The following is a 20,232-nucleotide window of genomic DNA, read 5'->3' on the forward strand; positions in this document are numbered from 1 at the left end:
TCGCGTTCGTCACTGCTCGCCGCCCGGGCCGTGGTCCCCAGCGTCGTCGTCGCCGCCGTCGAGGTCGATCCGCTCGACCGCGGGGCCGCGCTGGGAGGCGCCGTGGTCCGGCGGCGGCACGGTCTCGAGGACCCCGGCGACTGCCTGCACCAGGGAGGTCGCGGCCGTCAGCAGGTGCGCCTTCACCTCGGGCGAGGTCTCGCGCACGGCGTGGACCACCCGGCACACGGGGCAGTACTTGCACTCGGCGCTACCGGTGGCGATGTGGTCGTTGACCTCGCTCACCAGGGACGAGGCCTGCTCGGCGAGACCGCCGACGCCGCCCCCGACCTCCGCGCCGTGCTGGCGGGCGACGTCGACGAGCGCACCGAACAGCTTGAGCGCCTCCTCGCCGACGGAGCCGACCTCGGGCTTGGCGCGCGGCTGCCCGTGCTGGGGGTCCTGGGGATCGTCCGGTCCCTGTGGTTCGGTCACGTCGCTCCCTCCCTGCTCGTCGGCCTGTTCGTCGGCCTGTTCGTCGGCCTGCTCGTCGGCGGAGACTCCGGGTCCCGCTCGCGGAACCGTACCTGCAGCTCGCCGTTCTCCACCCGCGCACCGGCCACCTTGAGCCGGGCCAGGCCTGCGGGCAGCGTGAGCAACCGGCGCGAGGAGCCGACCGTCACGACCAGCTCGTCGCCGTTGCGGGCGAGGTCGACCTCGGCGCGGGTCACGAACGGCAGGGCCAGGTGCACGACCGCGGCCCCGGCCTCGTCACGGGTGACGCGGAACGGTCCGTCGCCCGCCGGGCGGGCCAGTGGGTCGTCCTCGCCGTACAGCCGTGCGGCCAGCTCGGTGAGCGCAGGTACGCCGACCGGCTCGCCGGGCTGGTACTCCGACTGCCAGACCGGGAGTCCGGTGAAGGACTGGCCGACCTCCTTGAGCACCCGCTGCTGGGAGTCGACCCAGCCGGCCCGCCAGGCGTCCCCGTCGCCCGAGGGGAACACCCGGTTCGCGACCACGCCGTCGACCCGGTAGCCGAAGAGGGACAGGCTCGTGTAGGCGCGGCGCGCCTCGGCCAGCACCACGTTCTCGGGCGTCAGCACCAGCCGGACCGACGCATCCGGACCGGAGAGCAGCCCGTGCACCTCGTCGAGCTCGGAGTGCAGCCGGGTGATCGCGTCGAAGACGGTGTCGCCCGGCATCGGCACCCCCGCCGCGCGGTTCAGCACGGGTCGCAGCGCCTTCACCAGCCGCCGCTGGATCGGCAGCAGTCGCTCGATGTACCAGCCGAGCGCCTCGGGCAGCGCGAGCAGCCGCAGCGTCTCGGCCGTGGGCGCGCAGTCGACCACGATCACGTCCCAGCGCCCGGACCGGACGTGCAGCCGCAGCTCGAGCAGGGCCAGCACCTCCTCGGCGCCCGGGATCACCGTCATCTCCTCCGCCGCCACCGGGTCCATGCCGGCGGCGTCGAGGACCGACAGCAGGTAGCGCTGGATGTCGGCCCAGGACTGCTCGAACCGCAGCTGGGCGTCGACCTGGTGGACGAAGAGGCGGTCGGCGATCTCGATCGGCTCGGCGTGCACCCGGCCCGATGCGCCGTACGCGTCGGCGAGCGAGTGCGCGGCGTCCGTCGACAGCACGAGCGTCCGCAACCCGCTCGCGGCAGCGAGCGCAGCCGTGCCGGCGGCGACGGTCGGCTTGCCGACGCCACCCTTGCCGGTGAAGAGGACGACGCGCACCGGTGAGCTCCGTGGCGGCTGCAGGGTGATCAGGCGCCCGACTCGACGCGCTTCTTGAGACCCTTCAACGCAGTGTCGATCAGGATCTTCTCGCCCTTGCGCTTCAGCATCCCGATCAGCGGGATCGACACGTCGAGGGCGAGCCGGTAGGTCACCTCGGTCCGGCCCGGCGCCGTCTCGTCGAGGATGTAGGCACCGTCGAGCGAGCGCAGCATCTTGCCCTGGACGAGGGTCCAGGTGACCTGCTTGTCGCCGTCCCACACGTAGGACAGCGTGTACTCGTCCTTGATCGGCGCCACGTCGAGCGCGAAGTAGACCTGCCGCGCGCGACCGCGCGCCGCCGCATCGGTGTCGTCGTAGGACGCGACCACGTCGGCGACCGTGACCCCCTTGGCCCACTTGGGATAGGCGGGGAAGTCAGCGATGACGGCCATCACGTCCGCTGCGGGGGCGTCGACGACGATCGACGAGGACGTCTGCTCAGCCATGGACCGCAGGCTACCGGAGAAGCGGGGCGCCCCCGAGCGGCGGTAACCTGCCGTGCGGTCTATCCCAGGAGGAGCCACCTTGCGCGAGTACTCCACGCCCCAGTCGGTCGAGATCCCCACCACCGGGAACCTGACCGATGACGTGGTCCGCAACGCCGACGAGGCACCCGACCACGTCGCCTTCAGCCGGCCGTCCCCCGCGGGCGACGGCTGGGACGACGTCACGTCCGCCGAGTTCCTCGCGGAGGTCAGCGGAGTCGCAAAAGGCCTGGTCGCGGCGGGGATCGAGCCCGGCGAGCGGGTCGCGATCATGTCCAGCACCCGCTACGAGTGGACCCTCCTCGACTACGCGATCTGGTTCGCGGGCGCCGTCACGGTCCCGATCTACGAGAGCTCGTCCGAGGAGCAGGTCGCGTGGATCCTCTCCGACTCGAGCGCCAGGGCAGCGGTCGCCGAGGACGCTCGCCACGTCGCGAAGATCACAGCGGTACGGCGCGACCTGCCCGACCTCCACCACGTCTGGTCCTTCGGCGACAACGCGGTCGACGTGCTCACCCGGCTCGGCGCCGACGTCGGTGACGACGTGCTCGAGAAGCGCCGTACGGCGGCGCAGCCGGGCGATCTGGCCACCTTGATCTACACCTCAGGGACGACCGGCCGCCCGAAGGGCTGCATGCTCACCCACGGCAACTTCCAGACCGAGCTGGGCGTGGCGGTGGCCGAGCTCGAGGAGCTGTTCGCGCGCGACGACGCGGCGACCCTCCTGTTCCTGCCGCTGGCCCACGTCTTCGCGCGGATCATCCAGATCGGGAGCGTCAAGTCCCGCACCCGCCTCGGGCACAGCGCGGACATCAAGCACCTGCTCCCCCACCTCCAGTCCTTCCAGCCGACCTTCATCCTGGCCGTCCCCCGCGTCTTCGAGAAGGTGTTCAACACCGCCTCGCAGAACGCCACGGCCGACGGCCGCGGCCGGATCTTCGACCGGGCGGCCGACGTCGCGATCGCCTACTCCCGCGGGCTCGACGCCGGCCGCGTGCCGCTCACCGTGCGCGCCCAGCACGCCGCGTTCTCGCGGTTGGTCTACGCCAAGCTGCGGACCGCCCTCGGCGACCACTGCGACTACGCCATCTCGGGCGGCGCGCCGCTGGGTGAGCGACTCGGTCACTTCTACCGCGGCGTGGGGTTCACCGTGCTCGAGGGCTACGGGCTCACCGAGACGACGGCCGCGCTGACGGCCAACCTTCCCGACGCGGTCAAGATCGGCACCGTCGGACGTCCGCTCCCCGGCACCGCCGTCCGGGTGACCGATGACGGTGAGCTGGTCTTCAAGGGCGGGCAGGTCTTCTCCGGCTACTGGGCGAACCCGGCGGCGACCGCCGAGGCGTTCGACACCGACGGCTGGTTCCACACCGGCGACCTCGGCGAGGTCGACGACGAGGGCTTCGTCCGGATCACCGGTCGCAAGAAGGAGATCCTGGTGACCGCGGGGGGCAAGAACGTCGCACCAGCGGTGCTCGAGGACCGGGTGCGCGCGCACGCGCTGGTCAGCCAGTGCCTCGTGGTCGGCGACGGCCAGCCGTTCATCGCAGCGCTGGTCACGATCGACGAGGAGGCGCTGCCCGCCTGGGCCGAGCACCACGGAAAGTCCGGCGGCGTCGCCGAGCTCTACGACGACCCTGACCTGCGCCAGGCCATCGACCACGCCATCGAGGACGCCAACCAGGCGGTCTCGAGGGCGGAGGCCATCCGGAAGTTCGAGATCCTCCCCTACGACTGGACCGAGGAGGGCGGTCAGCTGACCCCCAGCCTCAAGCTCAAGCGCAACGTCGTGATGCGCGAGTGCCGCGACGAGATCGCCGCGCTGTACGAGGTCTGAGCCGCCTCGATCTGGTCCGATCGAACCACCTCCTGGCCCGATGTGACTAGGACCCCGAAACGTTCGGTTTGAACCTGCGACTTCGGTCACGAGCCCCTCTTTCTTCCCGATAGCCTCCGAACGCTCGGTGCGCTTGGAGGGTGTACATCGAGCTCGTACGAACTGAGCAAGACCCGGGGTATTCGCGGCGGGGAGCGCCGCGGCCCCGGCATGGGGAGCGGGAGGGCTCTGAAGATGGACCGTCGCAAATTGCTGCTGGTGGTCGCTGCGGTCGTCGCAGCGCTCGGCGTGGCACTCGTCTTCGTCTACGCGAAGGGCGCCGACAACCGCGCAGCGGACAAGTTCGACACCGTCGAGGTGTTGGTCGCGAACAAGAAGATCAGCCCCGGCGAGAGCTTCGACGACGCACTCGAGAGCGGGAAGTTCGAGCTCGCCAACGTGGCCAAGTCGCAGGTGCTCGACGGCGCCGACGACAAGTCGGACCAGTTCGAGGGCACCGTCGCGCTGACGACGATCTATCCCAACGAGCAGCTCATCCCCGTCAAGTTCGGCGGCTCCGACGAGGTCGAGGCGGCCGTCACGCTCCCGATCCCCGAGGGCAAGATCGCCATCTCGATCGCGGTCGAGGACGCCGCCCGCGTCGGGTACTTCATCCGCCCGGGCGCCCAGGTCGCCGTGATCTCCACCCTCATCGACCGCACCACCCAGGCACCGATCGTCACCCGCACGCTGCTGGAGAAGGTCGTCGTACTGGCCGCCGGCGACACCTCCGCCATCGACGACGGGTCGAGCGGTGACGAAGAGGAGGAAGGCGGCGAGGACGGCATCAAGCAGCTGCTCACCATCGCCGTCAGCCAGCGTCAGGCCGAGCAGGTGCGCTTCGCCGAGAAGGCAGGCGAGCTCTCGGTGGCCCTGCTCAACTCCGCCAGCACCGTCAAGCCCGACGGCGGGGTCAACGAAGAGAACCTGTTCCCCGGCAACGAGGACTGAGGGAGACCGACATGCCCGTCCTTGTCGAGACCGACACCGGAGTCGTCCCGCTGCTGCTCCGCGCGATGCCCGCCGGCTCCCATGCCGTCGGCGCCGCCGACCGCATGTACGCATGGCTCGACCAGCACGGCGACGAGTACGTCGTCGCGCTCGGCCCGTCCCTTCCGCTGGAGCTGGCGCTCTCCTTCGCCGAGGACCTGCGGATCGCCAAGCCCACCGTCAGCGTCGTCCTGTTGCGCGACACCTTCGACACCGAGGCACTGACCCGCGCGATGCACGCCGGCGTGCGCGACGTGGTCTCGGTCGACGACGAGAAGGGACTGACCAAAGCGGTCGAGCGGGCGCACCAGCTCTACCTGGCCCTTCGTGGCCCCGGTGGCGCCAAGCAGCTGGGCCGGATCGTGACGGTCTTCTCGCCCAAGGGCGGCGTCGGCAAGACGACGTCGTCGGTCAACCTGGCCCTCGCGCTGTCCGACAAGGGCGCCCGCAAGGTCTGCCTGGTCGACCTCGACCTCGCCTTCGGCGACGTCGCGATCACCATGCAGCTGTTCCCGACCCACTCGATCGAGCAGGCTGTCGGGTCCGAGGACACGATCGACCTGGCGATGATCGAGGGGTTGCTCACCCGGCACGAGGAGTCTCTCAACGTGCTCGCCGCGCCGGCTCACCCCGACGTCCGCGAGCGGGTCACGCCGCTGCTGATCTCGCGCATCCTCCGCGCGCTCCGCGACGGCTTCGACTACATCGTCGTCGACACCTCACCCTCCTTCGACGACGCCACCCTCACCGCCCTCGACGAGACCGACGAGTGCGTGATCATCGCGACCCTCGACGTACCGACGCTGAAGAACGTCAAGGTGGCTCTCGAGACGATGGACATGCTGAACATCGCCCGCGGTCACCGCCACCTGCTGCTCAACCGTGCCGACGACGAGGTCGGCATCAGCGTCGACAAGGTCGAGAGCATCCTCGGCATGCCGGTCGCGGCGCAGGTCCGCAGCGCGATGGACATCGCCGCTGCGACCAACTCCGGGACGCCGATCGTGGCCGGCCAGCCCAGCCACCCCGCGAGCCGGGCGTTCTTCGAGCTCGCATCCACCGTCACCGGCGAGCCGATCGCCGGCCCGACCGCCGCCCCCGAGATGGCAGACGCCGCGCGGTCGCGCGGACTGTTCCGCCGCGGCAGGAGCTGACCATGACCAGTCTTTCCGAGCGTCTGGAGGCGGCCCGTCGCCAGGCGGAGTCCCAGGGCAAGCACGCGGGCGAGCCCGATCCGTCCGACGAACGCCCCGGCGGAGCGGCGCCGGCGGACGCCCTCTCCGCGCCCGCGAGGCCGGCCGAACCGGCGCACCCCAAGCCGGCCGCGGCCGGGCCGCTGTCGCAGCGCACCGCGGCCGCCGCCACCGGGACCAACCGCTCCGCGCAGGTGCGGGCCCTCGCCGGCAACGAGTCGGACCGGATCGAGGAGCTCAAGGCGAGCGTCCACTCCGAGCTGCTCAAGGAGCTCGGCCCCCACCTGTACGACTCCGAGATGGACCAGGCCGAGCTCGACCAGCGGGTCCGCACCGTGCTGGCCGAGGTGCTGAGCGCCCAGGACCGTCCGCTGAGCAACAGCGACCGCGCACGGGTCACCCAGGAGATCAGCGACGACATCCTCGGCTACGGCCCGATCGACCCCTACCTGCGGGACCCCGAGGTCTCCGAGGTCATGGTCAACGGGCACAACGACGTGTGGCTGGAGAAGGGCGGGCGGCTGTCCAAGGCCGACGCGCACTTCGCCGACGAGGCCCACCTGCGCCGCACGATCGACAAGATCGTCTCCCGCATCGGCCGCCGTGTCGACGAGTCCAGCCCGATGGTCGACGCCCGCCTGCCCGACGGCAGCCGCGTCAACGCCATCGTCCCGCCGCTCGCGATCGACGGGTCGGCACTGACCATCCGGAAGTTCGCCACCGACCCGCTCACCGTCGACGACCTGATCACCTTCGGGTCGCTCAGCCCGCAGACCGCCGACTTCCTGGCGGCGTGCGTCCGCGGCCGGCTGAACGTCATCGTGTCCGGTGGAACGGGCGCCGGGAAGACGACCACGCTCAACGTGCTGTCGTCGTTCATCCCGTCCGACGAGCGGATCGTCACGATCGAGGACGCCGCGGAGCTGCAGCTGCACCAGGACCACGTGGTCCGGCTCGAGTCCCGCCCGGCGAACATCGAGGGCAAGGGCGCGGTCACCATCCGCGACCTGGTGAAGAACAGCCTCCGCATGCGCCCGGACCGGATCGTCGTCGGTGAGGTCCGCGACGCCTCGGCCCTCGACATGCTGCAGGCCATGAACACCGGTCACGACGGCTCCATCTGCACCCTGCACTCCAACGGACCGCGCGACACGCTCGCCCGCATGGAGACGATGGTGCTGATGGCCGGCATGGACCTGCCGATGCGCGCGATCCGCGAGCAGGTGGCGTCCGCCGTCGACCTGATCGTGCACCAGTCCCGGTTCAAGGACGGCTCGCGCCGGATCACCCACATCACCGAGGTCGAGCGGATGGAGGGCGACATGATCACCCTCCAGGACGTCTTCGTGTTCGACAACTCGGCCGGCTTCGACGAGAACGGGCGCGTGCTCGGTCGCCTCCGGAGCACCGGGCTGCGTCCGAAGTTCATCGAGAAGCTCGCCTACGCCAACGTCGCGGTCGATCCCGCCCTGTTCCGCACGGATCGGCCATGAGGCGCTACCTGCTCGCGGCGGCCGCGGCGGTCGCCGTGGTCCTCGCGCCGGCGAGCGCCTGGGCTGCCGAGGAGGAACCCTCGATCGCGCACGTCGAGGCGACCGACGACGGCCTCCGCGTGCTGGTGAGCGTGCCGGTGGGCGTCGAGGTCGACCTGGACGGCGTGACCGGCACCCTGGACGGCGGGGAGCTCGACGCGACTGCAGCCTCTGCCGGCTCCGAAGGGGTCGTCCAGCGCACCACCATCCTCGCCATGGACACCAGCGACTCGATGGCGCGCAACGGCCGGTTCGAGGCGGCCAAGGCCGCCGCCCTGACCTTCCTCGACAGCGTGCCCGACGACGTCGCGGTCGGCATCGTCACCTTCGACGGCGGCGTCCGCACGGCTCTCGAGCCCACCTCGGACCGCGCCGCGGCCGAGACCGTCGTGAACGGTCTCGCGCTCAGCAAGGGCACCCTGCTGTACGACGGGATCCTGGCTGCCGTGGATCTCGCCGGGACCGACGGCCAGCGGTCGATCGTGGTCCTCTCCGACGGCGCCGACACCGGCGGCGACAACAGCCTGGCCGAGGTCACCGCCGCGATCGAGGAGACCTCGACCCTGGTCGACGTCGTCTCGCTCGACCAGGCGAACAAGCCGAAGGCCGCAGCGGCGCTCGGCGACCTGGCCGAGGCAGGACAGGGCCAGGTCATCGAGTCGACCGGCGACGCGCTCGCCGAGGCGTTCGCCGCCGAGGCCGAGGTGCTGGCCCTCCAGATCCTCGTCACCGCTCCGCTCCCCGACGGCTTCGATGCCGAGGAGGCGACGGTCTCCATCACGCTCCCGACGCCTGAGGGCGACCTCGTCGCCAGCGCGTTCGCGAAGATCCAGGACGCACCCGACAGCGACACCGGCTCGACGGCCCAGCCCGTGAACCCGGACGACGGCTGGCAGGCACCGAGCTGGGCGCTCTACGCCGGCATCCTCATCTTCGGGGTCGGTCTGGTCACCGTGGCCGTGCTCCTGGTGCCCGCCAAGGCACAGCCCATGAGCATCGCCGAGCGGGTGACCGCCTACACCGGCAGCGGCCCCGCCCGGGCCCGGGAGGAGGAGAAGCCCGACTCCGAGCCGATGCTCGACCAGGCCAAGGCCGCCGCGGCCGGCGTGCTCCAGCACAACAAGAGCTACGAGGCGAAGCTGTCCGCGAGGCTCACGGCTGCCGGGAGCGGCTTCAAGCCGTCGGAGTGGCTGCTGCTCCACGTCGGCGTCGTCCTCTCCGCCGGGATGCTCGGACTGCTCGTCGGCGGCGGCAACCTGATCGTCGGCATCCTGTTCGTCGTCCTCGGCTTCTTCCTGCCGCGGGTCTACCTGTCGTTCCTCGCGGGGCGTCGGCGCAAGGCGTTCAACACGAACCTGCCCGACACGCTCCAGCTGATGGCCGGGTCGTTGGCCGCCGGCCTCTCCCTGGCCCAGTCGGTCGACACGGTCGTCAACGAGGGCCCCGAGCCGATCGCCTCGGAGTTCAAGCGGGTGCTGCTGGAGAACCGGATCGGCGTCCCGATCGAGGACGCGTTCGACGGCGTCGCCGAACGGTTCGCCAGCAAGGACTTCGCCTGGGTCGTCATGGCCATCCGGATCCAGCGGCAGGTCGGCGGCAACCTGGCCGAGCTGCTGACCACCGTCGCGGCGACCATGCGCGAGCGTGAGTACCTCCGCCGCCAGGTGGCCGCGCTGGCCGCGGAGGGCAAGCTCTCGGCGATCATCCTCGCCTGCCTGCCGCCCGGGTTCCTGTTCTTCCTGAGCTTCACGAACCGGAGCTACATCGCGCCGCTCTTCGAGACCGGTCTCGGGCTGATCATGCTCATCGGGGCGACGGTCTGGCTCCTCATCGGCGTGTTCTGGATGAGTCGCTTGGTGAAGGTGGAGATCTGATCATGTTCCTGTTCCTGGCCATCGTCCTGTTCACCTCCGCGATCGTCCTGCTCCGGCTCGCCCTGGTCCGGGCCCACGAGCCCACCGGTCTCGAGCGCTCCATCGCGAGCCTCGAGCAGATGTCGAGCAACCCCGGGTCACTGACCGAGGAGTTCGAGCGACCGTTCGCCGACCGGGTCGTCGAGCCCCTCCAGGCGCGGGCACTCAGCCTGGGCCGCCGCCTGACCGGAAGCGACAAGGCCGAGCGGATCCGGCACAAGCTGGACCTCGCCGGCAACCCGCGCGACATGTCCGTCGACCGGGTGGTGTCGCTCAAGGTGATCGCCGCCGTGGTGCTGGCGGTCTGCGGCCTGTCGTACGCCCTCCTGATCACGGCCGGCCCGTTGGTCTACCTCGCGCTCGGTGCCGGGGGCGCCGCCATCGGCTTCATCGCCCCCGACCTGTGGCTCTACCAGAAGGCCTACGACCGGTCGGAGGAGCTCCGGCGCACTCTGGCCGACGCCGTCGACCTGCTGACGATCAGCGTCGAGGCCGGCCTCGGCTTCGACGCCGCCCTGCAGCAGGTGTCCCGCAACACCGGCGGACCGCTCGCGGAGGAGTTTTCCCGGGTGCTGCGGGAGATGCAGCTCGGCAAGGGCCGGTCGGAGTCGCTGAAGTCGCTGTCGGACCGCACCAACGTGGACGACCTCAAGACATTCGTCGGCGCGATGGTGCAGGCCGACTCGTTCGGCATCTCGATCTCCCAGGTCCTGCGGGTCCAGTCCGGCGAGATCCGCGTCAAGCGGCGGCAGCACGCGGAGAAGCGCGCCCAGCAGGTGCCGGTCAAGATCATGATCCCGCTGATCCTGTGCGTTCTGCCGTGTCTGATGACTGTCGTCATGGGACCTGCGATCATCAACATCCTGAAGCAATTCGGCTGATCGTCCCTACCAGCACACCCGGAGACATGCCCACCGGACAAACGTTCGCGGTCGTCGCAGCGGCGCGATTGTTCGCGCTGCTCGCCATCGGCGCGCCCTCGTTGTGGTTCCGGGAGCCCGGGGCGCTCTTCGCGCTGCTGGCTCTGGCGGTGCTGTGGGTGTACCAGGTCATCACGATCACCCGCCGCGAGCTCGAGCTGACACTCACCCCCGCCGTCGAGGCGGCAGCCGTCGGCGTGATCTGCGCGCTCGGCATGCATGCCTCGCCGGCGATCCTCGCCGCGCTCGTCGTACCCCCCCTCTACGCGACGGCGATCGTCGGCCTTCGCACCATGGTCCGGACCGTCGCCTTCCAGCTCGTCTCGGTCGTGAGCCTGGCCCTCATGTGGTGGCAGAGCATCTCGCGGGAGGAGGGCGTCTCGATCTTCTCGTGGTCGATGGCCGGCGTCGGCCTCAGCCTGGTCGCCAGCGTCACCTTCACCTCCGAGCGCCGCAACCTGCTCGACCCGCTCGGCCCCTACCGCGACGCCCAGCACCTGATCAAGCAGCTGATCGAGCTCTCGGGCGACCTCAGCTCCGGCCTCGACGTCGCTGCGCTGGGCGGCGAGCTGCTCGGCGTGGTCGGCGACCAGCTGCCCAGCCGGGCGCTGGCGCTCTACGTGCCGCGCGGCGACTCGCTCGCACCCATCGCCTCCAGCATCGAGCTCGAGCCGGGGGACGCCGACGCATGCCAGAAGCTGGCGACCGACGCTTGGGCACGCGGCGAACCGGTGACAGCCGGTCAAGGCTTCGCGTTCGCCGCCGGTGACACCGCGATCGTCGCCGGGCTCCGCCCCGGACCGGAGCGGGTGAACGCCGAGCTGCCGATCGAGGCCCTGACCGCGGCGCTCGCGCCCAGCACGGTCAAGTTCGACACCGCTCTCCTCTTCTCGCACTTCCGGGACGTCGCGACCGCCGACGAGCGGCAGCGACTCGCCCGCGAGATGCACGACGGCGTCGCCCAGGACATCGCTTCGCTCGGCTACCTGGTCGACGCCCTCGCGGCGCGGCCGGCCGACGAGCAGCAGGCCAAGCAGTTCGCGGCACTCCGCGAGCGGGTGACCAAGGTGGTCGCCGAGGTGCGCCGCTCGGTGATGAACCTGCGCACCAGCATCGGCGAGAGCGAGAGCCTCGGCGCCGCGATCAGCGCGGTGGCGCGGCACCTCTCCGAAGCGTCCGGGATCCCGATCCGGGTCCGACTCGACGAGCAGCCCGCGCGGCTGCGCCCCGAGGTCGAGGCCGAGCTGTTCCGGATCGCCCAGGAGGCCATGAACAACGCCGTCAAGCACGCCCGGGCGACCGCCATCGACGTGCGATGCCAGGTCTACGCGCCCGACGCGCGGATCACCATCGCCGACGACGGCGTCGGGCTCCAGGGCGGACGCGCCGACTCCCATGGGCTGAAAATCATGCGCGAGCGCGCCAAACTGATCGGTGCACAGCTGACGGTGCGCGACAATGCGAGCCGAGGACTCACTGTCTCCGTCGTGCTGCGCGCTCCGGGTGGACATCCCCACCCACCCGAACGGACTCTGAGCAAGGAGGCTCGATGATGAACGACACCATCACTATCCTGCTGGTGGACGACCACGAGCTGATCCGGAGCGGGCTCGGCGCCGTGCTCGACCTCGAGCCGGACATGGAGGTCGTCGGGACGGCCGGCAGCGTGGCCGAGGCGATCACCGCCTACGACCGCCTCCAGCCGATGGTCGTCGTCGCCGACCTGCAGCTCCAGGACGGCACCGGGCTCGACATCGTGCGGACGATCCGCAAGCAGAGCGACACCGTCGGACTGATCGTGCTGACGATGCACTCCGGCGACGACCAGATCTTCGCGGCCATGCAGGCCGGGGCGTCCGGCTTCGTCGGCAAGGACGCACCGGCCACCGAGGTGATCAAGGCGGCGCGCCACGCTGCCGTCTCGCCGAAGGCGTTCGTGTGTGCCGGCCTGGTGGGGGCGATGATGCGACGGCGCTCCGGCGAGCAGACGTCGCTCACGGAGCGCGAGCACGACGTACTGCTCCTCCTCGCCGAGGGCCTCAACGCCGCCACCATCGGAGCCCGGCTCTACCTCTCCGAGTCGACGACCAAGTCCCACATCGCCCGGATCTACCAGAAGCTCGGCGCCGCGAACCGCGCCCAGGCGCTGGTGACCGCGATGCGGATCGGGCTGCTCTCGACCGTGCAACCGGCCGCGCGGTAGTCCACGGCGGCGTGGTCGCTGGCCTGACCGCCAACGTGTTCTAGTCAATCAGGACCATCGCACTCCGAACGATGTGCCGATCCCAGCAGACGGCGGACGCGGAAGACTTCTCCCCATCGGGGAGTAACCCCCGGGGACACCAGAACCACGACCGAGGGAGAACTCCGATGATCCAGTACCTGCAGATCCTGCTCAACGCCCACCGCGACGAGGAGCGGGGCGCCTCCGCTGTCGAGTACGGCCTCCTGGTCGCGCTCATCGCGGTCGTCATGGCCGTCGGCGCCGCCCTGTTCGGTGGCGCGCTCAACGACCTCTTCACCGGCGTCGCTGGCCAGATCTGATCTGCCACGCAGACTTCGCGAAGGCCGCGCGTCCGAGCTGGGCGTGCGGCCTTCGGACTTCCTGCACCACGTCTGCGAACGGGGGTCTTCCGATGCGACTGCGCTCATGCCTGCCGTCCCGCCCCGAGGACGGAGGATCCGCGGTCGAGTACGGCGTGCTGATCTCGGCGATCGTGCTGGTCATCATCGCGATCATCACCCTCTTCGGCGGCCTGGTCTCCGACCTGTACACCGGGGTGTTCTGACCGCTCCGGAGCCTCGCCCGACCGCCCCCGCCTGACCGCCACGGCGGCCTAGTCAATCGGGGCCATTCGAGTCCGGACGAAGTGCCGATCACAGCGGCCGGCAGAAGCAGGAGAGTTGTCTCCATCGGGGAGGAACCCCCGGGGACACCAGAACCACAAGAACCGCAATGAGGGAGAACACTCCGATGATCCAGTACCTGCAGATCCTGCTCAACGCCCACCGCGACGAGGAGCGGGGCGCCTCCGCAGTCGAGTACGGCCTCCTGGTCGCTCTGATCGCGGTCGTCATGGCCGTCGGCGCCGCCCTGTTCGGTGGCGCGCTGAACGACCTCTTCACGGGCGTTGCCGGCCAGATCTGATCTGCCACCTGAACCGGCGAAGGCCGCACGTCCGAGGACGTGCGGCCTTCCGGCTTTTCCGGGATCCCTTCGGGGGTTCTCCGGGTCGCGCTCGGATCACCTGTCCTTGGCGATCGCGATCCGTTCGAGAACCGTCGGGTGCGAGCCGAACCACCACTGCGACCACGCGGGCGGGGTGGGGTCCGCCAGCGACCTGAGGGCGAGTCGGCGCTGCAGCGCGATGAACGGCCCGGGAGCGTCGGTCGCCTCGAGCGCGTCGACGTCGGCGCGGGTCTCGATCTGGCGGCTGATGCCGCTCTGGATCGGGCTCGACAGCGCCGTAGCGAGGGCTGCGAGCGCGAGGATCATCGGCACGGCGCCGACCTCCCCCACCCCGGGCAGTCCCCGCCGCCGCGCGACCCCGACGGCCAGGCCGAGCAGCCCGACGCCGACGAGCGCCCCCGCGGCACCGAGGAAGGTGCCGAGCACCACGTCGTCGTGCTGCGCGTGAGCCAGCTCGTGCGCCACGACGGACAGCGCCTGGTCCTCCGGCAGGTCCTCGACCAGGGTGTCGTAGACGACGACCCGGCGCGTGCCGCCGAAGCCCGACACGTAGGCGTTCAGCGTCGTCGTACGGCGCGAGGCGTCGGCCACGAGCACGTCGTCGATCTCGACGCCCTCCTCGTCGGCCAGCTGGAAGATCTCGGTGCGGAGGCTGCCGTCCTCGAGCGGGGTGAAGTCGTTGAAGAGCGGTTCGACCAGCAGCGGGTAGACGAAGGAGCCGAGCACGACGAGCGCTGCCAGCACTCCCCCGGCGATCGCCGTCCACGACCGCGGCCAGCGACGGGCGATCCCGACGAGAACGAGCACCGCGATCGACGTGACCACGATGTCGACCAGCTCGCTCTTGAGGAGGTCGAGGGACCAGGCTGGCCACGACGACGTGCTGAGGCCGGCGTCGAGCTGGAGTCGCCGCTGCGCGACGGCCATCGGGAGCGTGGCTGCCCGGCCGATCAGCTCGAGCGCCGCGACGACGAGGACGACCCGCACCACCCAGGGGCCCGGCAGGCGGTCGGCGAGCCGGCGGCCGCGGTCGGTGAAGCCCAGCCAGCACGCCACCGCGAGCGAGACCGCCAGCGAGGTCCAGCCCCAGACCCGTGCCCACGTCGCGTAGTCCTCGGCGCGCTGGATCTGGTGGGGCGTGAAGATCGAGTCCGCCGGGACCGGCGACGGCGACCCACCCGGCACGGGTTGCCAGGGCACCAGCCAGGTCGCGAGCAACACGAACGCGGCGGCACCGATGAAGACGGTGCCGAGCGTGATCCGATCCTCCGTCTCGAGGCTCGCCGGCGCTCTCACCTCAACCACCGAGGCTGGAGATCGACGTCAGGCGGTCCTGCCACGCGCGGGTGAGGTCGGCGAGCGACCAGTCGAAGCGGGCACGCAGCTCGCTCTCCAGGTCAGCACCACCTAGCACCTCGTCGTAGAAGCCCACCAATGCCTCCTCACCACTGCGCTCTGCCAGTGTCACGCACACCAGCCACGCAGCTTCGTAGGCGGCGCCGAGGTGTTCGGCCTGGCTGTCGAGGTCGAGACGGCTCGGCAGGGCGTCCGGCGTGCCGTCCGCGCGCACCTCGGCGATGACCTGGCCGGCCGTCCGCGACAACGGCAGGTCCACGTCGCGCAGCGCGACGTAGTCCGCGAAGCCCTCCAGCAGCCACGGCTCGACTCCGCGCACGGCAGGCGCCTCCGTGACGGCGTGCACCGCCTCGTGGCTCATCACGACCTGGGCGGCGACCGGACCGAGTCCGCCGAAGACGTCCGGGTTGACGAAGACGTGGATCGGCGTGCCGGGGACGTTGGCGCCGTCGGGCGCCGTGGGGGCCGCGGGCACGGCGTCGGACGTCCCCGNCAGGGCGTCGTCGGACGACGGCACCTCGACCACCAGGTGGTCGGCGCCGCTGCCGAGGACGCGACGCACCACCACCAGCGCCTCCTCCGCCTGCGCGAGCAGCGACTGGACAGGCAGCACGTCTCGGGCGACGAGCACCGCCGCGTCGTCGGTACGACGGGCGGTGGTGGCGCCGCTCAGCCAGACGGGGGTCTGGTCGGAGCCGCCGCCGATCGCCCGGATGCTGGTGCCGTCGTCGGCGAACGCGAACTCGACCTCCGCCCGCGCCGACGTCTCCTCGAACCCGGAGACCCGCCAGGTGGTCGCGACGGCGGCGGTCCAGGCGCCGTCCTCGTCGACCCGGCCGTTCTCCGCGATGTAGCGGAAGGTCACGTCGGAGAGCTCGAGCGTGGTCGCGCTGACGGTGAGCGACCTCAGCAGGTCGCGCGCCGCGTCGTCGGCGCCGAGCTCTGCCGCGGCGTCGGCGTCAGCGCGGCGCAAGGCGTCCTGGAGCTGGTCCAGGGTGCCTGCGGCCGCGGACGGCTGCACCGCGTCCGAGGAGGCGGTGGGCGTCGGAGCGACGTACGGCTCGTCGGACTGGCAGCCGGTGAGCAGGATGCCCGACAGAACGGCTCCGACGAGGCGGAGCCGGCAGCGATCAGCCAGGGCGAACTGCACCGACGTACGGCATCGAGTGGAGGTCCGCGACCCGGACCCCTGCGCCCGGGTTGGCTGCACCCGCGATCAGGCCGTTGCCGATGTACATCTCGACGTGGCTGATCGGGCTGTAGTAGAACACCAGGTCACCCGGCTGCAGCTGGCTCTCGGAGACGCGGGTGCCGCTGCTGAACTGGGCGCTCGACGAGTGGGGCAGCGAGACCCCGGCCTGGGCCCAGGCCACCATCGTCAGGCCGGAGCAGTCCCACGCGTCGGGCCCGGCCGCGCCGAAGACGTAGGAGTCGCCGACCTGGGCCATCAGGTAGTCGACCGCCGCGGCGGCGCGACCCTGGGCCGGCACCGACGAGGGGGCGCGGACATCGCTGTCGCGGGACAGGATCGCCTCGCGCTCCTCGGCCTCGAGCTCGTCGAGCAGCTCCTCGGCCTCGGCCAGCTTGGCGTCGACGGTCGCCTTCTCGTCCTCGAGCTCGGACTCGATCTCGGCGACCTGGTCACGCCGCTCGGAGGTCTCCTTGCGACGGATCGCGTAGGCCTTGAGCTCGTCGTTGTAGTCGGAGAGCAGCGACTCCTGCAGGTCGCTGACCGTGGTGAAGGTCGACAGCTCCGCGAGGAACGCGTCCTCGTCGGCGTTGAGGAGCTCGGTCGCCGGGCCGAGGGTCTGACCCTGGAACTGACGGATCACGGAGTCGCGGACATCGGTGCGGACCCGGGCGACCTCGTCGCCCTGGCGGACCTCGTCGGACTCGAGCGAGTCGAGCTCGTCGTTCAGCTCGGCGAGCTCGAGCTTGGCGTCGTTGTAGCGCTCCTGGGCCTGCTCGGCCTCCTGGTAGAGGCGGTCGACCCGGGCGCGGACGTCGTCGATGTCGGGCTCGGCCTGGGCGGGCCCGGAGGCGCTCACCGTCAAGCAGATGGATCCGGCGAGCGCGAGCGCGCTCAGCACGGTGGCGAAGCGTTTGTGGCCGTTCAGCACGTGCTGGCGGTCCCCTCTTGGTGTCGTACGCCTACCGGGTGAGCTGACGGGTTCGGGCACGACTTGCCCTACCTGAGCTCCTCGCCACCGCCAGCTTCGCGGCCGCGCCTCGCCCAGGATTCACCCCAGAACTACGTGGTGGGTCCCCGGTTCCGGTGCCCGCGAGACACCGAACTCGACGCGGTGCCCGCGCGGATCGGTCGATCCACTTCCACGGACACCTGAGGGAGCAGCCTAAACCGCGGCGGAGGACTCGCCAAACCCCGGCTCGCCGGGTGCACAGCGAAGTTCACCGAGTCGTTCGTCACACCAGCAACACCTGTCACATGCGGCCCAACGGAGTGCCCGTCAGGCGGACTCGACCTGGGGGCCGTCGACCGGCTGGACCAGCCGGAGCCGCGGCACCAGTCCCCCGTCGGCGAGGACGTCGAGCGCTCGCAGCTCCTCGTCGTCGATGGTCAGCTCCGGCGGCGGTCCGAGCAGGACGGTGACCACGCAGTCGTGGCAAGCCAGGCCGCGCACCAGACAGGTGTCACAGTCGATCCTCGTTGTCATGGCACGACGGTGACACGGGGCTCCGACAGAACCTCGGCCGAGGTGCGCTGCGCGCGAACCTCAGCCGGCGGACGTGCGGGCGATGATCTCGATGGCGTCGTCGCGTCCGCACCAGCGGCAGCGCACCGACTCGATCGTCTCGGCCAGCACCTCGGTGTCCTCGACAGCAGGGGCGCCGGCGAGGTCGAGGTGCCAGTACTCCGTCGTACGCCGGCTCCGGGTGACGTCGAACCGGGTGAGGTTGCCGCAGCCGCCGCAGCGCCACCGCTGGCTCTGGTCCGGGAGGTCGATCACGCCGGGGAGTCTAGGTGGCGTGCCTCCCTCGTCGTGTCGGACCTCCGCCCTACCGTCGTCGACATGACCGCCGCACCCGTCCGGAGCCGATGGGAGGAGCAGCGCAGCTTCGACGAGCTGGGCCGCCCCCTCCGCGACGTGACGTTCTGCGTGGTCGACCTGGAGACGACCGGGGGCTCGGTCGGCGACGGCGACATGATCACCGAGATCGGCGCGGTCAAGGTCCGCGGCGGCGAGGTGGTCGGCGAGTTCCAGACCCTGGTCAACCCCCACACCGCCATCCCCGCGTTCATCGCGGTCCTCACCGGCATCACCAACGGCATGGTGGCCGACGCCCCACCGATCAGCTCGGCCCTGCCGGCGTTCCTCGAGTTCGCCCGCGGCTCGGTGCTGGTCGCCCACAACGCCGGGTTCGACGTCGGCTTCCTCCGCCACTTCGCCCGCGAGCAGGACATCCCGTGGCCCGACTTCGAGGTCGTCGACACGGTCAAGCTCGCCCGGCGCGTGGTGACGCGCGACGAGGCCCCCAACCACAAGCTGTCGTCGCTGGCGCGGGTGTTCCGCTCGGGGACGACCCCCAACCACCGGGCGCTCGCCGACGCGCGCGCGACCGTCGACGTCCTCCACGGCCTCATGGAGCGTCTCGGCAGCCTGGGGGTGCACACGCTCGAGGAGCTCCAGACCTACTCGTCGAAGGTCGCAGCGGCGCAGCGGCGCAAGCGCCACCTGGCCGACCGCCTCCCCCACGCCCCGGGTGTCTACCTCTTCTGCGACGACCAGTCCCGGGTGCTCTACGTCGGCACCTCCAAGGACCTGCGCAAGCGGGTGCGCTCCTACTTCACCGCCTCCGAGACCCGCACCCGGATCGGCGAGATGGTCGGCCTCGCGTCGTCGGTCACCGGCATCGAGTGCGCGACGCCGCTCGAGGCCGAGGTCCGCGAGCTGCGCCTGATCGCGGAGCACAAGCCCAGCTACAACCGGCGCTCGCGCTTCCCGGAGAAGGTCACCTTCGTCAAGCTCACCCGCGAGCCGTGGCCCCGGCTGTCGTTGGTCAAGCGGGTGCTCGACGACGACGCCGACTACCTCGGCCCGTTCTCGTCCCGCTCGAGCGCCGAGAGCTGCCTGGCGGCCCTCCACGAGACGTTCCCGATCCGCCAGTGCTCCGACAAGTTCGGCCGACAGCCGTCCCGGTCGGCCTGCGTGCTCGCCGAGCTCGGCCGGTGCCTGTCCCCCTGCGACGGCAGCGTCGACGCGAGCACCTACGCCGCCGTGGTCCGACAGCTGCGCGACGCGCTGCTCCGGCATCCGGACGACGTCGTCGAGCTGGTCAACGAGAAGATGACCGCCCTCGCCGACCAGGAGCGGTTCGAGGAGGCCGGCGTCCACCGCGACCGGCTGGCGTCGTTCGTGCGGGCCGCCGCCCGCACCCAGCGGCTCACGTCGCTGACCCGGTGCCCGGAGGTGGTCGCGGTGCGACGCGACGCCGCGCCGGGCGCAGGGCACGGCCGGTGGTCGGTCCACGTGATCCGCCACGGCCGGCTCGCGGCTGCGGGCGTGATCCCGCCGGGCGTCGACGCCGCGGCCTACGTCGAGCAGCTCCGGGCGTCCGCCGAGACGGTCGTTCCCAGCGTGGGCCCGATCCCGGCCGCGACCGCCGAGGAGTCCGAGCGGATCCTGCGCTGGCTCGAGCTGCCGGGCGTCCGCCTGGTCGACATCGAGGGCGAGTGGACCTGCCCGGTGCGTGGGGCCGCACGTTCTACGCTGGGCGCATGATCACCGCCATCGTCTTCGTCAAGGCCGACGTCGCCCGGATCCCCGAGGTCGCTGAGGCGATCGCCGCACTCGACGGGGTCAGCGAGGTCTACTCGGTCACCGGCCAGATCGACCTGATCGCGCTGGTCCGGGTCCGGCGGCACGAGGAGGTCGCGACGGTCGTGGCCGACCAGCTCAACAAGGTGCCGGGCGTCACCGACACCGAGACCCACATCGCGTTCCGGGCCTACTCCCGCCACGACCTGGAGTCGGCCTTCTCCCTCGGGCTCGACTAG

Annotated in this window: 20 protein-coding genes and 1 riboswitch; of the genes, 13 read left to right on the forward strand and 7 right to left on the reverse strand. The window is 70.9% G+C overall.

Annotated elements, in window-relative coordinates:
* Window positions 1–9: 9 nt before the first annotated feature.
* The 3 genes from H0488_RS07170 to H0488_RS07180 are packed head-to-tail and all read right to left on the reverse strand — an operon-like array spanning window position 10 to window position 2,206.
* Window positions 10–474, reverse strand: a complete 465-nt coding sequence (locus H0488_RS07170; protein WP_183098602.1) for a hypothetical protein — start codon at window positions 472–474, stop codon at window positions 10–12.
* The gene (locus tag H0488_RS07175) at window positions 471–1,718 is read right to left on the reverse strand and encodes an ArsA family ATPase (protein ID WP_183098603.1); all 1,248 of its coding nucleotides are present in this window, start codon (window positions 1,716–1,718) and stop codon (window positions 471–473) included. Before H0488_RS07175 ends, H0488_RS07170 begins: the two co-directional genes overlap by 4 nt.
* Window positions 1,719–1,747: 29 nt before the next feature.
* The gene (locus H0488_RS07180) at window positions 1,748–2,206 is read right to left on the reverse strand and encodes an SRPBCC family protein (RefSeq protein WP_183098604.1); all 459 of its coding nucleotides are present in this window, start codon (window positions 2,204–2,206) and stop codon (window positions 1,748–1,750) included.
* Window positions 2,207–2,285: 79 nt separating this feature from the next.
* Here H0488_RS07180 and H0488_RS07185 point away from each other — a divergent pair, with 79 nt between their 5' ends.
* The 11 genes from H0488_RS07185 (at window position 2,286) to H0488_RS07235 (ending at window position 13,817) form a co-directional block, all read left to right on the forward strand.
* The gene (locus H0488_RS07185; RefSeq protein WP_183098605.1) at window positions 2,286–4,082 is read left to right on the forward strand and encodes an AMP-dependent synthetase/ligase; all 1,797 of its coding nucleotides are present in this window, start codon (window positions 2,286–2,288) and stop codon (window positions 4,080–4,082) included.
* 234 nt (window positions 4,083–4,316) lie between these two features.
* Window positions 4,317–5,072 carry a Flp pilus assembly protein CpaB gene (gene cpaB, locus H0488_RS07190; RefSeq protein WP_183098606.1) on the forward strand — a complete coding sequence of 252 codons (756 nt, stop codon included), beginning with the start codon at window positions 4,317–4,319 and terminating at the stop codon, window positions 5,070–5,072.
* An 11-nt stretch (window positions 5,073–5,083) separates the two neighbouring features.
* Complete coding sequence (locus tag H0488_RS07195) at window positions 5,084–6,265, forward strand: CpaE/TadZ family protein (protein ID WP_183098607.1); 1,182 nt, start codon at window positions 5,084–5,086, stop codon at window positions 6,263–6,265.
* A 2-nt stretch (window positions 6,266–6,267) separates the two neighbouring features.
* Window positions 6,268–7,797 (forward strand): TadA family conjugal transfer-associated ATPase, encoded by a 1,530-nt coding sequence (locus H0488_RS07200; RefSeq protein ID WP_183098608.1) that lies wholly within the window; start codon window positions 6,268–6,270, stop codon window positions 7,795–7,797.
* Window positions 7,794–9,710, forward strand: coding sequence for a type II secretion system F family protein (locus H0488_RS07205; protein ID WP_183098609.1), 1,917 nt, complete (start codon window positions 7,794–7,796; stop codon window positions 9,708–9,710). Before H0488_RS07200 ends, H0488_RS07205 begins: the two co-directional genes overlap by 4 nt.
* 2 nt (window positions 9,711–9,712) lie before the next feature.
* The gene (locus H0488_RS07210) at window positions 9,713–10,630 is read left to right on the forward strand and encodes a type II secretion system F family protein (protein WP_183098610.1); all 918 of its coding nucleotides are present in this window, start codon (window positions 9,713–9,715) and stop codon (window positions 10,628–10,630) included.
* Between the two features lie 26 nt (window positions 10,631–10,656).
* Entirely contained in the window at window positions 10,657–12,222 is a 1,566-nt protein-coding gene (locus H0488_RS07215; protein WP_183098611.1) for a sensor histidine kinase, read from the forward strand.
* The gene (locus H0488_RS07220; RefSeq protein WP_183098612.1) at window positions 12,219–12,872 is read left to right on the forward strand and encodes a response regulator; all 654 of its coding nucleotides are present in this window, start codon (window positions 12,219–12,221) and stop codon (window positions 12,870–12,872) included. The genes H0488_RS07215 and H0488_RS07220 overlap by 4 nt, the downstream gene beginning before the upstream one ends.
* A 167-nt stretch (window positions 12,873–13,039) precedes the next feature.
* Entirely contained in the window at window positions 13,040–13,213 is a 174-nt protein-coding gene (locus H0488_RS07225; RefSeq protein WP_183098613.1) for a Flp family type IVb pilin, read from the forward strand.
* 92 nt (window positions 13,214–13,305) lie between these two features.
* Window positions 13,306–13,458, forward strand: coding sequence for a Flp family type IVb pilin (locus H0488_RS07230; protein WP_183098614.1), 153 nt, complete (start codon window positions 13,306–13,308; stop codon window positions 13,456–13,458).
* A 167-nt stretch (window positions 13,459–13,625) separates the two neighbouring features.
* Entirely contained in the window at window positions 13,626–13,817 is a 192-nt protein-coding gene (locus H0488_RS07235; RefSeq protein ID WP_246371582.1) for a Flp family type IVb pilin, read from the forward strand.
* A 96-nt stretch (window positions 13,818–13,913) separates the two neighbouring features.
* Here H0488_RS07235 and H0488_RS07240 read toward each other — a convergent pair whose 3' ends face one another.
* The 4 genes from H0488_RS07240 to H0488_RS07260 all read right to left on the reverse strand — a co-directional run bounded on the left by H0488_RS07240 (window position 13,914) and on the right by H0488_RS07260 (window position 18,184).
* A complete protein-coding gene (locus H0488_RS07240) occupies window positions 13,914–15,155 on the reverse strand; it encodes a M48 family metallopeptidase (RefSeq protein WP_312856240.1) in 1,242 nt (413 codons plus the stop codon).
* Window positions 15,156–16,345: 1,190 nt separating this feature from the next.
* A complete protein-coding gene (locus H0488_RS07250) occupies window positions 16,346–17,335 on the reverse strand; it encodes a C40 family peptidase (protein ID WP_312856241.1) in 990 nt (329 codons plus the stop codon).
* 13 nt (window positions 17,336–17,348) lie between these two features.
* Window positions 17,349–17,509: riboswitch (cyclic di-AMP (ydaO/yuaA leader) on the reverse strand.
* Window positions 17,510–17,683: 174 nt separating this feature from the next.
* Window positions 17,684–17,890 (reverse strand): hypothetical protein, encoded by a 207-nt coding sequence (locus H0488_RS07255; protein WP_183098616.1) that lies wholly within the window; start codon window positions 17,888–17,890, stop codon window positions 17,684–17,686.
* 60 nt (window positions 17,891–17,950) lie between these two features.
* Window positions 17,951–18,184: a hypothetical protein gene (locus H0488_RS07260; RefSeq protein ID WP_183098617.1), complete on the reverse strand. Its 234-nt coding sequence runs from the start codon at window positions 18,182–18,184 to the stop codon at window positions 17,951–17,953.
* A gap of 63 nt (window positions 18,185–18,247) precedes the next feature.
* On the opposite strand from H0488_RS07260, the gene H0488_RS07265 reads away from it, so the two are divergent.
* Together H0488_RS07265 and H0488_RS07270 are read left to right on the forward strand one after the other, a co-directional pair.
* The gene (locus tag H0488_RS07265; protein ID WP_183098618.1) at window positions 18,248–19,957 is read left to right on the forward strand and encodes a DEDD exonuclease domain-containing protein; all 1,710 of its coding nucleotides are present in this window, start codon (window positions 18,248–18,250) and stop codon (window positions 19,955–19,957) included.
* Window positions 19,954–20,232 carry an Lrp/AsnC family transcriptional regulator gene (locus tag H0488_RS07270; RefSeq protein WP_183098619.1) on the forward strand — a complete coding sequence of 93 codons (279 nt, stop codon included), beginning with the start codon at window positions 19,954–19,956 and terminating at the stop codon, window positions 20,230–20,232. Before H0488_RS07265 ends, H0488_RS07270 begins: the two co-directional genes overlap by 4 nt.

It is taken from the genome of Nocardioides pelophilus (assembly GCF_014180685.1).
Classification (GTDB): domain Bacteria; phylum Actinomycetota; class Actinomycetes; order Propionibacteriales; family Nocardioidaceae; genus Nocardioides; species Nocardioides pelophilus.